This window comes from Streptomyces parvus (assembly GCF_032121415.1).
GTDB classification, from domain to species: domain Bacteria; phylum Actinomycetota; class Actinomycetes; order Streptomycetales; family Streptomycetaceae; genus Streptomyces; species Streptomyces globisporus_A.
In genome coordinates this window covers 6,828,659-6,842,667 of the sequence record NZ_CP135079.1, presented here as the reverse complement: position 1 = coordinate 6,842,667, position 14,009 = coordinate 6,828,659, and the positions used below count along the sequence as shown (strand labels likewise).

Below are 14,009 nucleotides of genomic sequence, written 5' to 3'. Positions count from 1 at the left end.
TCGCCCTTCGAGCCCGGCCTCCGGATTTCCGGCGGCCGGGCTCGCGGCCTGCGCGGGCCAACTGCTACACGAGCGCCGACGTCAGGTCCGCCGCCCGGACCGCTGTCGAACTCCGGCGCCCGGCCGCGCGTGGACCGTGTCCACGGTCGATGCCGTCGACGGGGTCCGCGGCGGCCCGTCATACGACTTCACGACTGCGGACGGGAGATCCCTGCAAAGTCTTTCAACGCGATAAATAACCGTTGACCTGCCCGTCAGCGCGACCTGCACCTCAGTGTCTGAAAAGCTTTGCAGCAACTTGCAGTTCTGGCTTCATGCCGTGAAGATTCAGGGCATGACAAGCCGACTGCAGCGCATGCCGCGTCCCACCGCTCTCGCCCTCGCCACCGCGACGGGCCTCCTGACGGCTCTGGCCACCGCCCCGTCCGCCTCGGCTTCCGAGGCCCCGGCTCCGGAGTGCGTGGAGTACAACCAGGGCTGGCGATACACCGACGTCGTGAACGGCTGCGCCGTCAGCGTCGCCGTCACGGTCGAGTACACGAACGGTCAGGAAGCCCCGTGCCGGGTGCTCGGGCCCGGCGAGTGGGGCACCTTCGCCGGGTACGGGACGAACGGCAACTACGTCACGGCGCTGCGAACATGCGCCCCCTCCCCCGTCATCAGCGGCACCTGAGGACATCCGCTGTTCACGTGCCCGTTGCGGCGGCTCCAGACAGCCCTCGTACCGTCTCGACGGTCCGACATGTCTACTGAGGAGCATCGTGAGCGCTTCCGCTCTCATCGCCCTGGCCACCAGCTTCATCGTGGTGACCGGAGCCCCCGCGCACAGCCGGATCCCGGTGTCCGTCAACGCCGACGTGGAGACGCCCGCCGTCCACGATGACGAGGCCGGCGGCAACGCCGACGCCGACGACCCCGCGGTCTGGGTCGACCCCGAGGACTCCGGTCGCAGCATCGTCATCGGCACCCTCAAGGAGGCCGGGCTCGACGTCTACGGACTCGACGGCAAGCGGCTGCAGCATCTCGCGGCGCCGGAAGCGCCCCGCGAGGACGCCTCCGGCGGCCGGTTCAACAACGTGGACGTGATCTACGGCTTCGAACTCGCCGGGAAGAAGACCGACCTGGCCCTCGTGAGCGACCGGGGGCGCGATCGTATCCGCGCCTTCGCGATCGACCCCGCCGCCGTCGCCGCGGGCAAGCCGCCGCTCAAGGACGTCACCGCGCCGAACGTCAGCCCGGTCTTCGCGTCCAGCGAGTCCGAGGTGGACGAGCAGCGAACCTCCTACGGGCTGGCCGCGTTCAGCGATGACGACGACGCCTTCGTCGTGGTCTCCCAGCGCAACGAATCCCGCCTGCGGCTGCTGGAGTTGAAGGACCGGGGCGGCAAGGTCGGCTACCAGCGGGAGGACACTCTCGACCTGCCCGGCACCTTCCAGCTGCCCAACGGCGCGTCCTGGGCGCCGTGCGCCGACCCCGGTGAGTTCCCGCAGGTCGAGGGGATGGCCGTGGACAAGGAGGAGGGCGTGCTCTACGCGGCCCAGGAAGCGGTGGGCCTGTGGCGCGTCGAGCTCGATGACGAGGAGTTCGAGTCCCCCGAACTCTTCGACCGCGTACGTGAGTACGGGACGCCGTGGACGTACGACGCGACCGACGAGGAGTGCGTCCTCGACACCGACAACGACCCCGGCTTCGGGGGCGAGCACCTCGGCGCCGACGCCGAGGGCGTCACGGTCTATCACGCGGAGGACGGCACGGGCTACGTCCTCGCCTCCAGCCAGGGCGACAACACCTTCGCGGTGTACGAGCGGGAGGGCGACAACGCCCACCTCGGCAATTTCGCCGTCAAGGACGGCCCGGCCATCGACGGGGTGCAGCACTCCGACGGCTCCACGGTGGTCAACGTCCCCCTGGGCGATGCCTTCCCGAAGGGCCTGCTGATCACCCACGACGGTGAGGCCACGCCGGCCGATCCGGGCCGTGGGGAGAGCACCAACTTCAAGTTCACGCGCTGGGACGCCGTGGCGGGCGCGTTCCCCCGGCCTCTGGTCGTCGACACCGATTCGTTCGACCCGCGCAAGGCCGACTGAGCCGGCCTGTGCCGTGGAGGCCCGGACCCCGGAGCCTGTGAATTCCAGAGCCACGGAACCGGAACGCGACCGGGAGCCGCGTCTTCCACCACCTCCGGGGATGGCCTTCGCGGGTGGTCGTCCCGCCCGCGAAGGCCATCCGGTCAGGGTGCGCCGGACTCGGGCGCGTCCGTGAGGACCTCCGTCCGGACGCTCATGTGCAGTCGGCGGGTGTGATCGACCGTTCGGACCGGTCCGGTCAGCGTGACCCGGGCCGTCAGACGCGGGTCGGTGCTCGAGGCGCTCAGCCGCAGTTCCAGATCGCCCGGTTCCACGATCCGGCGGCCCTCGCGGCCGGTGAAGGACGAGAGGTCGGCGGGGACCGTCATCCGCACCCTGGCCGCTCGTCCGGCATCAAGGTCGAGGCGTACGTACCCGATGAGGCGCTGGACCGGCTGGACCACGGAGGCCACCGGGTCGTGCAGATACAGCTGGACCACTTCGGTCCCCGCCCGCGCACCGGTGTTGCGGATGGTGCAGGAGAGCGTGAACTCTCCCTCCGTCGAGGCCCGTCCGCGCTCCACCACGAGGTCGCTCCACTCGAAGGCGGTGTACGTCAGACCGTGGCCGAACCCGAACGCCGGGGTCGGATCGACGCTGGACACATCGCTGGAATGGCCCAGCCGCGCCGTCAGGTAGGTGGCGGGCTGGGAGCCAGGGTGGCGCGGTACGCTGACGGGCAGCCGGCCCGACGGACCGGTACGGCCGCTCAGCAGCGAGGCGATGGCCCTCGTTCCTTCCTCACCGGGGAAGAACGACTGCACGACCGCGGCGGCCTCCTCCACCGCACGACCGAGGGCGTAGGGCCGTCCGGCGAGCAGGACGACGACGACGGGGGTGCCCGCGTCGAGGAGGGTGTCGAGCAACTGCTGCTGGACCCCCGGCAGTGCCAGGTTCTCCGCGTCGCAGCCCTCCCCGCTCGTGCCACGCCCGAAAAGGCCCGCCCGGTCTCCGAGAGCGAGGATCACGAGGTCGGCGCTCCTGGCCAGTTCGACGGCCTCATCGAACCCGTCGGTGGCCGGACCGTCGATGTCCGAACCCCGCACGGTGACGATCTCGCAGTCGGGGAACTCCGCCACGCATGCCTCACGCAGGGTGGGCAGTTCGACGCCGAGCGGCGTATCGGGGTGCTGGCCCCCGACGTGGACGGGGAAGGCGTAGCAGCCGAGGACGGCGGTCGGAGCGTCGGCGTTGGGCCCGATGAGCGCGATACGGGCCGGGGCTCCGGCACCCGCCGCCAGGGGCAGGGTGCCGTCGTTGCGCAGGAGCACGACGGCCTGTTCGGCGACGCGACGGGCGAGTGCGCGGTTCTCGTCGGAGTCGAGATGGACGGTCCCGCGCAGCGCTTGAGAGTCCCCGCCGACGCCGCCGTCCGCCCCCGCCACCCCGGCGAGAGCCGCCGGAACCGGCCCCCAGTCCGCGTCCAGCAGTCCCAACTGGGCTTTCTGGACCAGCACTCGGCGCACCGCGCGGTCCACGAGCGTCTCGGGCACGAGGCCCTCGGCGATCGCGTCGGTCAACGGTCGGCCGAACGCCTTGACGGTTGGCAGTTCCACGTCCACCCCCGCGCCGAGTGCTGCGCCCGCCGCTTCCCCGAAGGTCCCTGCCACCCCGTGCAGCGTCTTGAGGAACGCGATGCCGAAGTAGTCGGCCACGACCGTCCCGTCGAAGCCCCAGGTGTCGCGGAGCAGGCCGGTCAGCAGCGGTCCGTCGGCCGCGGAGGGGATTCCGTCGGTGTCGGTGTAGGCGTGCATGACGGACCGCACGCCGCTGTCGCGTACGGCCATCTCGAACGGGGTGAGGATGATGTCGGCCCGCTCGCGCGCCCCCATACCTACGGGGGCGAAATTGCGGCCCGCCCGTGAGGCGGAGTACCCGGCGAAGTGCTTGAGCGTGGCGACGATCCCGGCCGCCTCCAATCCCCGCACGTAGGCGGTGGCCACTGTTCCCACCAGGTACGGATCCTCGCCGATCGTTTCCTCGACTCGGCCCCAGCGGGCGTCGCGTACGACGTCGAGGACCGGGGCGAGCCCTTGATGCACACCGACAGAGCGCATGTCGCGGCCGATCGAAGCGGCCATCTCACCGATCAGCTCCGGATGAAAGGTGGCGCCCCAGGAGAGCGGCACCGGGTAGGCGGTCGCACCCCAGGTGGCGAAGCCCGCGAGGCATTCCTCGTGGGCGAGCGCAGGTATGCCGAATCGGTTCGCCCCGGCGATCCGCGCCTGGGTGCGCGCCAGGGAGAGAGCGCCCACGGCCGGGTCGACCGGGGCCGTGCCGAAGGGGCGGGTCAGCTGGCCGAGGCCGTGCGGAAGGAGGTCGTCGAGGTCGACGGCCTCCTCCATGTCGTGTTGGAAGGGCGCGACTTCGGCGCCTTCGTCCGACGCGCCGACCCAGACGCCGAAGAGCTGGGAGATCTTCTCCTGAAGGGTCATGACCGCGATCAGGGCGTCGGCCCTGGCCCCTGGAGCAAGGGCGGGATCGCGCCAGGGCCCGTCGCGGTGGTCCGTGGCACCGGATAGCGGTGCCGGGCCGCCGGCGGCCCCCGCGGGTGTCCGAGCAGTGGCGTTGTCGCTGTTGGCAGTCACTTTCCTCCTACGCCCATGAGCCCCTGCACCAGGGCACGACGGGCGAACAGGTAGACGATCAGGACGGGAAGCATGGACAGGACGACCGCGGCGAGCAGACCGGGGGTGTCGACTCCGTGCTCTGTCTGGAAGTCGTAGAGACCCAGGGTGATCACCTTGGTCTCCGCCGACTGGGTCAGGACCAGGGGGAAGAGGAAGCCGTTCCACGCCTGGAGCGCGGAGAAGACGACGATCGTCGAGATCCCGCTGCGGGACAGCGGCAGTACCAGTTGGAAGAAGACCCGCCGGGGCGAGGCCCCGTCCATCGTCATCGCCTCGTACAGATCGGGGGTGATGTCACGCATCACCCCCGTGAGGATCAGGGCGCACACCGGCATGGCGAAGGCCGCCGTCGGCAGAATGACGCCGATGAGGTTGTCGTAGAGGCCGGCCTCGCTGATGACGAAGAACATCGGGACGATGACGGCCTGCGAGGGGATCGCCAGGCCCAGGAGGAAGAGCCGGAAGACCGTGGTGGTGACACGCCCCCGGCTCCGGACGATGGTGTACGCCAGCGGTGGTACGAGAAGGACGACGATGCCCACCACACACACGGTGACGACGACCGTGTTGAAGAAGTACTGCGCGAAGCCGCTGTCGAGGTCCTTGATGTAGTTGTCGAGGGTGAAGTGCCCGGGGAAGGCCAGCGGGCCGTTCGCCGCGTAGTCGGGCCGCGACTGGAACGTGGCGATGAGCATCACGTACAGCGGCAGCCCGACGACGAGGAGCCAGACCAGCGAGCCGAAACCGGCGAAGTAGTTGGGACGGCGCTTCCTCACAGTCCCTCCATGGTGCTGCGCATCTTGTCGTAGCCCGACAGCCGTACCACGACCAGCGAGATGAGCGTGGAGACGAGGACCAGGAGAAGGGCGATGGCGGACGCCGATCCGTAGTCGAAGCTCTTGAACGCCTTCTGGTACATGTAGTAGGCGCTGATGGTGGTGTCGCTCCCCGGCCCGCCCTGGGTCAGGATGAGCACGGTGTCGAAGGTCGTGAGTCCGCCGACCACCATCAGGATCATGGAGGTGATGATCGAGTTGCGCAGTTGCGGCAGCGTGATGTGGAAGAACTGCCGCACGGTGCCCGCGCCGTCGATCTGCGCCGCCTGGTAGAGGACCCGCGGCACGGCGCGCGCCGCCCCCTGGTAGATCAGCGTGTGCAGGGGGGTGAACTGCCAGGTGCTGACGAAGACCAGGACACCGATCGCACCGGCCTGCGTCCCGAACAGGTTGCCGTCGCCGAACAGCCAGGTGGCCTGCGCGGGGACGCCGAAGTTGGGGTCGAGAACGGCACGCCACAGCACCGAGACGGCCGCGACGGACAGCAGCATCGGGACGAAGTAGATGGCGGACAGGACGGCCCGGTTGCGCTGGTGTCCAGCCGCCCAGACTCCGAGAAGGATGCTCAGCGGCGTCTGTACCAGGACCCCGAGCACGGTGAGCAGGACGCTCAGCCAGAGGCTCTTGATCATGACGGGGTCGTCGAAGAGCAGCTTCCAGTTGTCGAGACCGGCGAACTCCGGGTTGCTCAGACCGTCCCAACGGGCGAAGGAGAGCACGGCGACCATGATGAGCGGGACGATGGCGAAGAGGGCGAAGAAGAGCGTGGCGGGGGCGGCCCAGAGAAATCCCGGGCGGCCCGCTCCGATGCCGGACGAGTCGGCCTTGTCGAACGTCCCGTCTGCTGCGGAGAAGGTGGCGGTTCGGGTCATGTCATGCGTTCCGGGTCCGGATCTCCGTGAGGTCACGAGGTCGGCAGGGCCTGCATGGCCTGGATGAAGGCGTCCTCATCCATCGAGCCGTTGAAGAACTGCTGGAGGGCCTGGTACATCGGCGTGGCGGCCGACTGGGGATACGCCTGGTCCCAGGAGAGCTGGAACGCGGGGGCCGCCTTGACCATGTCGTACTGGAATTTCGCGAACTCGGGGCTGGCAGCGGTGTCCAGGAATTTCTCGGTGTTCGTCGTCGTCGGCAGGTTGCCGATGCCGAGCTGCGCCTTGACGAACTGGTCCGAGTACATGAGCTTCAGGAACTCCGCGACGGCCTGCGGGTGCTTCGTCTTCTTCAGCACGGAGTAGAAGTTGTTGGTGTTGCCCACGACGTTCGCCCGGTCGCCCTTGCCGCCTTGGACCGAGGGGAAGGGGCTGTATCCGAGGTCGCTCTCCGCGAATCCGGGGTGTGCGCCCTGCTGCGTCGAGTACTCCCAGGAACCCATCAGCTCGAAGGCCGCCTTGCCGGTCGCCAGGAGCGTGGGGGATCCCTGGTCGGTGAACTTCACCGAGTCGTAGTTGGTACCGAAGGCGCCGGCGTCCACCAGTTCCTTGATCTTGCCCAAGGCCTTCCGGCTGTCCGGGCTCGCCCAGACTTCCCGGTCGCCGTCCAGGGCCTTCTGGAAGAGCTCCGGTCCGGCGATGCGGTCATACAGGTACTCGAACCACATCAGTGTCGGCCACCGGTCGCCGCCGCCCAGCGCGATCGGGGTGACGCCGTCGGCCTTCAGTGCCTCGACCGCCGCCAGCAGGTCGTCCCAGGTCTCGGGGGGTTCGACACCCGCCTTCTTGAGGACCTTGCCGTTGTTGAACAGCAGCACGGGCTGCGTACCGCGCATGGGGATTCCGTAGGACGTGCCGTCGACCACCGCGCTGTTGAACACGGACGGCAGGAACTTGGCCTTGAGTCCGGGGTCCTTGGCGATGAAGGGGTCCAGCGGGAGCAGCAGACCGGCGTCGACGAACGGTTCGATGCTGCCACCGCCCCAGTTGAAGAAGACGTCCGGCGCCTGCTTGCTGTTGATGATCGTCTGCAGCTTGGCCTGGTAGTCGGCGCCCGGGATCGTGTCCAGGACCGCTTTCACCTTCGACGTCTCGTTGAAGGTGTCGACGAGTTCCTTCTCCACCTTGTTGGCCGCGTCCCCGTAGACCAGGACGTGGATGGTGTCACCGTCGGCGGCGTCCGAGCCTTCTCCGCACCCGGACAGGGACAGGATCAGGGACAGGGCGGCACCACCGACGACGGTCCGCGAGAACCGTGTGCGCTGCTTCATCGACTCACCTTTCGAAACTTTCGATATGACGGTCGAAACTTCACGAGTCGGGACGCTAGAACTCCGGACAAGGAGGGTCAACCCTTGGTCGCCGCGTTACCGAAGCGTTACTCTCAGGGGCGGCGGCTTCGTGCTTTATGCTCCTCGCCATGCGCGATGACGAAAAAATGGGCCGCATCACTCTGGCGGAGGTGGCCCAGCGGGCAGGCGTCTCCATTTCGACAGTTTCGAAGGTCCTCAACGGGCGGCAGGACGTGGCACCCCCGACGAGGGTCAAGGTGGAGCGCTTGTTGGAAGCCCACGCGTACCGGCGGACCTCACGGTCGACCCGCGAGGCGCCACTCATCGAGATCGTGTTCCACGAGCTGGAGAGCATCTGGGCCATGGAGCTGATCCGGGGGGTGGAGAACGTCGCCAAAGCCCACCGCGCCGGAGTCGTCCTCACCGAGAGCGGAACGCGCCACTCACCCGGCCCCGACTGGATGGAGGCGATGCTCCAGCGTCGGCCGCTCGGGGTCGTCCTGGTCTTCTCCGCCCTGCCCGGTGAAGTGAAACAGCAGCTCAGGGCGCGTTCGATCCCCTTCGTCATCATCGACCCGGCGGGCGACCCCGACCCGGACGTGCCCTCCGTGGGCTCCGCCAACTGGAACGGCGGACTGGCGGCCACCCGCCATCTCATCGAGTACGGGCACCGGCGCATCGGGGTCATCACGGGCCCCGAGGACATGCTCTGCTCACGCGCCCGGCTCGACGGCTACCGGTCGGCAATGACCATGGCGGGCCTGGAGGTTGACCCCGAGCTCATCCTGTTCGGCGATTTCCACGTGGAGGGGGGGTACGACCGCGCTGTCGAGATGCTCTCCCGGCCCCAGCGGCCCACCGCCATCTTCGCGGGCAGCGACCTCCAGGCACTGGGAGTACTGGAGGCCGCCCGGGTCCACGGCCTGCGCGTCCCCCACGACCTCTCGGTGGTGGGCTACGACGACGTCTCCATCGCCCGCTGGGCCAGCCCGGCACTCACCACGGTCCACCAGCCGCTGCGCCGCATGGCCGAGGAAGCCGCGCAGATGCTGATGCGGCTGCGTGCCCAGGAACCGGTCTCCACACGGCTGGAGCTGGCCACGAGCCTGGTCGTACGCAAGAGCACGGCACCGCCGCCCGCGAACTGAGTGCGCAGAGGTCCGCGTTCCGTGGAGGGGTGGGTCAGCGGCCCATGGCCCAACCCGGCTCGGGCCATGGGGTGGGCTGCCGGAAGGACAAGTGCGGGGCCGGGCGGAAATCGCCTCGCGGCTGAGCGCGTGGCGCCGGTATCGTCCGGCCTTCCGGCCTGTCGCGACGGCGGGCCTCGCACGGAGAGCGATGCAGATGACCAGCCGGCAAGCGACGACGACCCTGTGGCGCCCCACCGGCCCCAAGGAGCTCGAGCTGGTTCAGGAGCTGAACTGGCGTGCCTGGCCGCCCCGGCTGCCGGAGCAGCCGATCTTCTACCCGGTTCTCAACGAGGACTACGCGGTCAGGATCGCGCGGGACTGGAACGTGAAGCATGACGGTGCCGGGTTCGTCACGCGTTTCGAGGTCGAGTCGGAGTTCCTTAGCCGGTACCCCGTCCAGCAGGCCGGCGGGCGGACCGTTCTGGAGCTCTGGGTTCCGGCCGAGGAGCTGGACGGCTTCAACGCCCACATCGTCGGTGAGATCCGGGTGGTCCACGAGTTCCGCTGAGCCGGCCATCGCGGGGGCAGGGCGCGCCCGGGTGGACGGGCGCTGTCCCCGCCGAACGATCCGGCGGGGACAGCGCTCAGGGCCGATGGCGACACCCTGGTGCGTGCGGGATCAGATGATGCTCACTCCATAGACGCTGAGCGCCTCGGTGACGGGCTGGTAGAACGTGGTGCCGCCGGAGGAGCAGTTGCCGCTGCCGCCGGAGGTGAGGCCGAGCGCGGTGCTCCCGGAGAAGAGCGCGCCGCCGCTGTCGCCGGGCTCGGCGCAGACGTTGGTCTGGATCAGACCGGAGACGATGCCGTCGGCGCCGTAGTTGACGGTGGCGTTGAGACCGGTGACGGAGCCGCCGTGCAGGCCGGTGGTGCTGCCGCTGCGCTGGACGGACTGGCCGACGGTGGCGTCGGCTGCGCCGTCGATCTCCTGGTAGCCGCCGTTGTAGAGGGAGACACGGCCGTCGGCCGCGCCCGGGTCGGAGTGCCGGATGATGCCGTAGTCGTCGCCGGGGAAGCTCGATCCGGTGGTGGTGCCGATGGACCACGAGCTGCCGATGTTGGTGCAGTGGCCGGCGGTCAGGGCGAACTTGGCGCCCGCGCCGTCCTGCACGTTGAAGCCCAGGGAGCAGCGGGCTCCGCCTGTGGTGATCGCTTCGCCACCCGCGATGAGCTTGGAGAACTTCCCGGGGGTGCGCTTGACCACGAGAGCGTCGGCATTGGCGCCGGCCTCGCTCCTCAGCTTGGCGATCTCGGCCTTGCTGACCGTGCTGTCGGCAGTGACGACGACCTTGCCCGACGCGCCGTCGACGTACCAAGCCGTGCCACCGACGTCGGCGGTACGGACAGAGGCCGCGGTCCGGTTGAGCTCGGTGGCGCTGAACGTCTTCGGGGCCGGCTGGGCGGACGCGGCGGTGGCGGGGACCGCGAGCGCCGCCGCGGCGGCAAGGCCGGTGGCCCCGGCGATGAATCGTGCTCGTCTCGTGAGGCTGTGGGGGCGAGAGAGTCGCACTGTGTTCCTCCAGATCGTGGGGGGAAACTCGGGGCGTTTGGGTGGACGCCCATGACTCGTCACCGGGAACACGATCAATCCGGCGTGTCCCTGACAACGTTATTCATGCTGGAGAGACCGGTGGACCCACACAAGACCCCCGGAACGGGGCTGGCCGAAAAGTAGTTCTTATGACGAGCCCTCACCTCAACAAATGGGAGGATTGCCGACCTCGGAAGAGAAGGAGATGGCGGAAAGAGACCGTGGAGTGCGCCGCACTCCGTCACGTCCTCGGTCACGGTCCGAGGTGCGGGCCGATCTCGGTGCGGGAGGAGACCCCCAGCTTCCGGAGGGCGCGGGCCACGTGGTGCTCGACCGTCCGGTGCGAGAGGACCAGCTCGCGGGCGATCTCACGGTTCGACAGGCCGAGCGAGGCGAGCCGGGCCACCGCTCGCTCCCTGGGCGAGAGGTGGTCGCCGTACCCCAGCGCGCCGGGCCTGCGGACGGTGGTCTGGCCGTGCTCCCGCAGTTCGCGCTGACACCGCAGCACATCCCATACGGCGTCGATGTCCTGGTAGGCCGCGATCGCCTCGTGGAGCACCGCGCGCCCGCCCGGCACACCCGAGGCCAGCAGGTGGAGCCCCCGGGCCTCCTTCACGTACGCGGCTTCGTACGGTCGCTCCAGCCGCGTCCAGGCGTCCGCCGCGGACGCGTACAGCGCATCGGACGGTGCGCGGCCGGGCTGCGGGGCGTCCGTGGCGGTGAGCAGGGCCCGGCAGGTCAGCAGGGCGGTCCGGGCGGCCGGTGCGTCCCGGTCGGCGATGCCCGCGGCCAGCTCCGCCACCAGGCGGTGCGCCTCGCCGGGCCGGCCGTCCCGGATGAGGGCCTCGACCGCCGGCGGTACGAGGGCGGTCGCCCACACCCACGCCCCCGTGCGGCGGACGCGATGCAGCACCCCCTCCACCGCCTGGACAGCCTGCGGTGGGCGGCGGGCCGCCAGATGGACCCGCGCCACGGCAGCCGCGGCAGCGGTCAGCACCACGCCGGTGTCCAGGGCGGTCGTACGAACGGCCCGCTCCAGGAGACGCCGCGCCACATCCGTCTGTCCCTTGGTATGCAGGCGCAGCAGTCCGCAGACCAGCAGGGCCTCCGCGTGGAAGTCGGGCACGTCCTGATACTGCGCTTCGGCACGCTCGGCACGTCCCAGGAGCCCCTTCCACCGGCCGCTCGTGAAGGCCGCGACCACGTCCGTCGTCTCGACGAAGGCCTCCAGATAGGGGGCGTGGTTCGTCCGCACCTCCTGCCACGCCCGGGCCTGGAAGGCACGGGCGCGCTCCGGGTGGCCCAGGCAGTTCGCGGCGCCCGCCAGATTGGCGTACACCCTTGCCGCCGCCTCTCCGGTGAGGGAGTCGGGCAGATCGGTCACCGCCTCCCACGCCGACGGGTCGCCCATCAGGGCGAGGGCGGTGGCGCGGTTGGCCAGTACGGCGGAGCGCAGGTCCTCCTCCTCGACCCCGGGCAGCAGCCGCTCCGCCTCGGCCAGCAGACGGCGGTGCTCGCCGACCGGCCAGCCCTTGAGGGAGGGGATGGACGTGATCGCCTGCGCACGTGCGGCCTGGCCGGTGGAGACGACGAGGAGGTCGGGGACCGCCCGAGCTATCTCCTCCAGCGCCTCCAGCCCGGAACCCGACTGGTTGCGCAGCAACAGGCCCAGGAGCAGCCGGATCTCACCGCTCGGCCCGGGGCCCAGGGAGTGCTGGTCGAGGACCTGCCGCAGCGCGGCGGGCACCTGCGGGCCGGGCCGGGCGTTCAGCGCGACGCGGGCCAGCTTCAGCGCGACCCGGTCGCGGGCCACGGGCGAGGGGCCGTTACGCAGGGCGCCGAGGTAGTGAGCCGCGGCCGTGCCCGCGTCCCCGCCCCCCGCCGCCCGGTCCGCCGCCGCCTCCAAGCAGCGCGCGGCCTGTACGGGACGGCCGGCGTGCCGGTAGTGCTCGGCCATCCCCGCCAGCGGGAAGGGGGTGGTGTGCCGGGAGAGGGCGCGGGCCGCGCGCAGGTGCAGAACAGGCAGTTCCGGTTCGGCGACCGCCTCGTACGCGGCCCGGCGCGCCAGGTCGTAGGGGAAGGCGTAGGCACCGTCGCAGGGGGAGGCATAAGCACCATCGCGGAGGGAAACGTGAGCGCCGTCATGGAAAGAGGCGTTGGCGCCGTCTCGGGGGAAGGCGTAGCTCCCTTTGCGGGGGAAGCCACCCTCGCGGGGGAAGGCGCGAGCGCCGTCGTACGGCGAAGCACAGCCTCCGCCCGTCCGCCGGAGGACCCCTTCCCTCAGCGCCGCCGCGAGTGCTCGACGCGTCTCCGGCTCGTCCAACCCCGCTACGGAGCGCAGCAGTTCCACGGACGCGGGCTCGCCCAGGACCGCCGCCGCGGCGACCACCCGCCGGGCCGCCGGAGGAAGGCCGCGCAGCCGCTCCACCACCACCCGCCGCACGGACGGGGGCAGGGGCGGCTCCCCCGCCGCGTCGGTAGGGAAGTCCGCGGAGCCGGGCCATCCGCGCAGCATCTCCTCGACCGCGTAGGGCAGGCCGCCCGTCCACCGGTGCAGTCGGGCGGCGAACTCGTCCGGTACCGCCCGCACGCCGAGCAGCCCGGCGGCCAGCGCGCCCGTCTCCGCCTCCGACAGGGGTGCGAGGTGCCGCTCGACCACCGTCACATGGGCCGGTGTGCGCAACGGGAACCGAAGTCCGTCGCTCCCTTCGGAATCGGTGTGGGGAGCGGTATGGCAGCGCGCGGTGAGTACGAGTCCCAGACGCGGCGGCGGGTCGGCGGCGACCGTACGGAGAAGGGCGCAGGTGGATGCGTCGGCCCACTGAAGATCCTCGACGACCAGGACGGCCTCCCCCAGCGATGCCGTGTAGGCGTGCAGGGCTCGGAGGACGCGGTGGCGTTCGGCGCGCGGGTCCCCCAGGGGAGGCGGCGCGGGCGGGAGGCGGTCCGCGAGGTCGGGCAGCAGAGCGTGCAGGGCCCCGGTCACCGGCGGCAGGTCCGCCGGGAGTGGCCCGGAGCGGAAGCGGTTCAGCGCCTCGACGAGCGGCGCGAAGGGGAAGGACGTGTCCGCCTCCTGGCAGCGGGCGACCAGGGTGACGACATCCGGTGAGGTGGTCCGTCGCAGGAGTTCGTGTACGAATCGGCTCTTGCCCGCCCCCGCCTCCCCGGTGATCACCGCGACGGCGGGTCTGCGGTCGAGCTTCGGGCACACGTCGTCCAGGAGGGCGGAGCGTCCGATCAGGAGACCGGGGACGGAGGGCGGCGACGGCTCGGCGTTCACGGCTTCCTTCCGCGCTCCTGAGCGGCATCGGCAGGACGGATGTGCGGGCGGGCGATGCGACCGGCCGTCGGAACGGCCTCATGATGGCCCGTCCCGGCGGCACTGGAAAGAGGTGCGGCGTCTGCGACGCGTGTGCGGGCGCCGCAGACGCCCCCGTCCCGGGCCGGTGAGTTCGCGGAGAGGCTCACCGGC

10 protein-coding genes are annotated in these 14,009 nt (G+C 70.3%); 4 read left to right on the top strand and 6 right to left on the bottom strand.

Features of this window, described 5'->3' with window-relative positions; translation table 11 throughout:
* Positions 1 to 334 precede the first annotated feature (334 nt).
* Together RNL97_RS31720 and RNL97_RS31715 are read left to right on the top strand one after the other, a co-directional pair.
* The gene (locus RNL97_RS31720; RefSeq protein ID WP_243316092.1) at positions 335 to 673 is read left to right on the top strand and encodes an alpha-amylase; all 339 of its coding nucleotides are present in this window, start codon (positions 335 to 337) and stop codon (positions 671 to 673) included.
* 88 nt (positions 674 to 761) lie between these two features.
* A complete protein-coding gene (locus RNL97_RS31715) occupies positions 762 to 2,087 on the top strand; it encodes a phytase (protein WP_243316091.1) in 1,326 nt (441 codons plus the stop codon).
* 143 nt (positions 2,088 to 2,230) lie between these two features.
* On the opposite strand, the gene RNL97_RS31710 is transcribed toward RNL97_RS31715, so the two are convergent.
* Genes RNL97_RS31710 through RNL97_RS31695 form a run of 4 tightly spaced genes read right to left on the bottom strand, consistent with a single transcriptional unit; the run spans position 2,231 to position 7,795 of the window.
* Positions 2,231 to 4,714, bottom strand: a complete 2,484-nt coding sequence (locus tag RNL97_RS31710) for a beta-xylosidase/alpha-l-arabinosidase (protein WP_398867038.1) — start codon at positions 4,712 to 4,714, stop codon at positions 2,231 to 2,233.
* Positions 4,711 to 5,532 carry a carbohydrate ABC transporter permease gene (locus RNL97_RS31705; RefSeq protein ID WP_030586100.1) on the bottom strand — a complete coding sequence of 274 codons (822 nt, stop codon included), beginning with the start codon at positions 5,530 to 5,532 and terminating at the stop codon, positions 4,711 to 4,713. The genes RNL97_RS31710 and RNL97_RS31705 overlap by 4 nt, the downstream gene beginning before the upstream one ends.
* Complete coding sequence (locus RNL97_RS31700) at positions 5,529 to 6,464, bottom strand: carbohydrate ABC transporter permease (protein WP_243316090.1); 936 nt, start codon at positions 6,462 to 6,464, stop codon at positions 5,529 to 5,531. Before RNL97_RS31700 ends, RNL97_RS31705 begins: the two co-directional genes overlap by 4 nt.
* A gap of 32 nt (positions 6,465 to 6,496) precedes the next feature.
* A complete protein-coding gene (locus RNL97_RS31695) occupies positions 6,497 to 7,795 on the bottom strand; it encodes an ABC transporter substrate-binding protein (protein ID WP_243316089.1) in 1,299 nt (432 codons plus the stop codon).
* A gap of 137 nt (positions 7,796 to 7,932) precedes the next feature.
* Here RNL97_RS31695 and RNL97_RS31690 point away from each other — a divergent pair, with 137 nt between their 5' ends.
* Both RNL97_RS31690 and RNL97_RS31685 read left to right on the top strand, forming a co-directional pair.
* Positions 7,933 to 8,964: a LacI family DNA-binding transcriptional regulator gene (locus RNL97_RS31690; protein WP_243316088.1), complete on the top strand. Its 1,032-nt coding sequence runs from the start codon at positions 7,933 to 7,935 to the stop codon at positions 8,962 to 8,964.
* A gap of 196 nt (positions 8,965 to 9,160) precedes the next feature.
* On the top strand, positions 9,161 to 9,514 hold the full coding sequence (locus tag RNL97_RS31685) for a hypothetical protein (RefSeq protein ID WP_032765930.1): 354 nt from the start codon (positions 9,161 to 9,163) through the stop codon (positions 9,512 to 9,514).
* 111 nt (positions 9,515 to 9,625) lie between these two features.
* Here RNL97_RS31685 and RNL97_RS31680 read toward each other — a convergent pair whose 3' ends face one another.
* Together RNL97_RS31680 and RNL97_RS31675 are read right to left on the bottom strand one after the other, a co-directional pair.
* Positions 9,626 to 10,516 (bottom strand): S1 family peptidase, encoded by an 891-nt coding sequence (locus RNL97_RS31680; RefSeq protein WP_030586112.1) that lies wholly within the window; start codon positions 10,514 to 10,516, stop codon positions 9,626 to 9,628.
* Between the two features lie 274 nt (positions 10,517 to 10,790).
* Positions 10,791 to 13,817: an ATP-binding protein gene (locus tag RNL97_RS31675; RefSeq protein WP_313751511.1), complete on the bottom strand. Its 3,027-nt coding sequence runs from the start codon at positions 13,815 to 13,817 to the stop codon at positions 10,791 to 10,793.
* Between the last annotated feature and the right edge of the window lie 192 nt (positions 13,818 to 14,009).

Excerpts from the sequence above, each read along its gene's own strand:
- RNL97_RS31700 (WP_243316090.1), bottom strand. The coding sequence starts at position 6,464 with ATGACCCGAACCGCCACCTTCTCCGCAGCAGACGGGACGTTCGACAAG.
- RNL97_RS31720 (WP_243316092.1), top strand. The coding sequence starts at position 335 with ATGACAAGCCGACTGCAGCGCATGCCGCGTCCCACCGCTCTCGCCCTC.
- RNL97_RS31695 (WP_243316089.1), bottom strand. The coding sequence starts at position 7,795 with ATGAAGCAGCGCACACGGTTCTCGCGGACCGTCGTCGGTGGTGCCGCC.
- RNL97_RS31690 (WP_243316088.1), top strand. The coding sequence starts at position 7,933 with ATGCTCCTCGCCATGCGCGATGACGAAAAAATGGGCCGCATCACTCTG.
- RNL97_RS31685 (WP_032765930.1), top strand. The coding sequence starts at position 9,161 with ATGACCAGCCGGCAAGCGACGACGACCCTGTGGCGCCCCACCGGCCCC.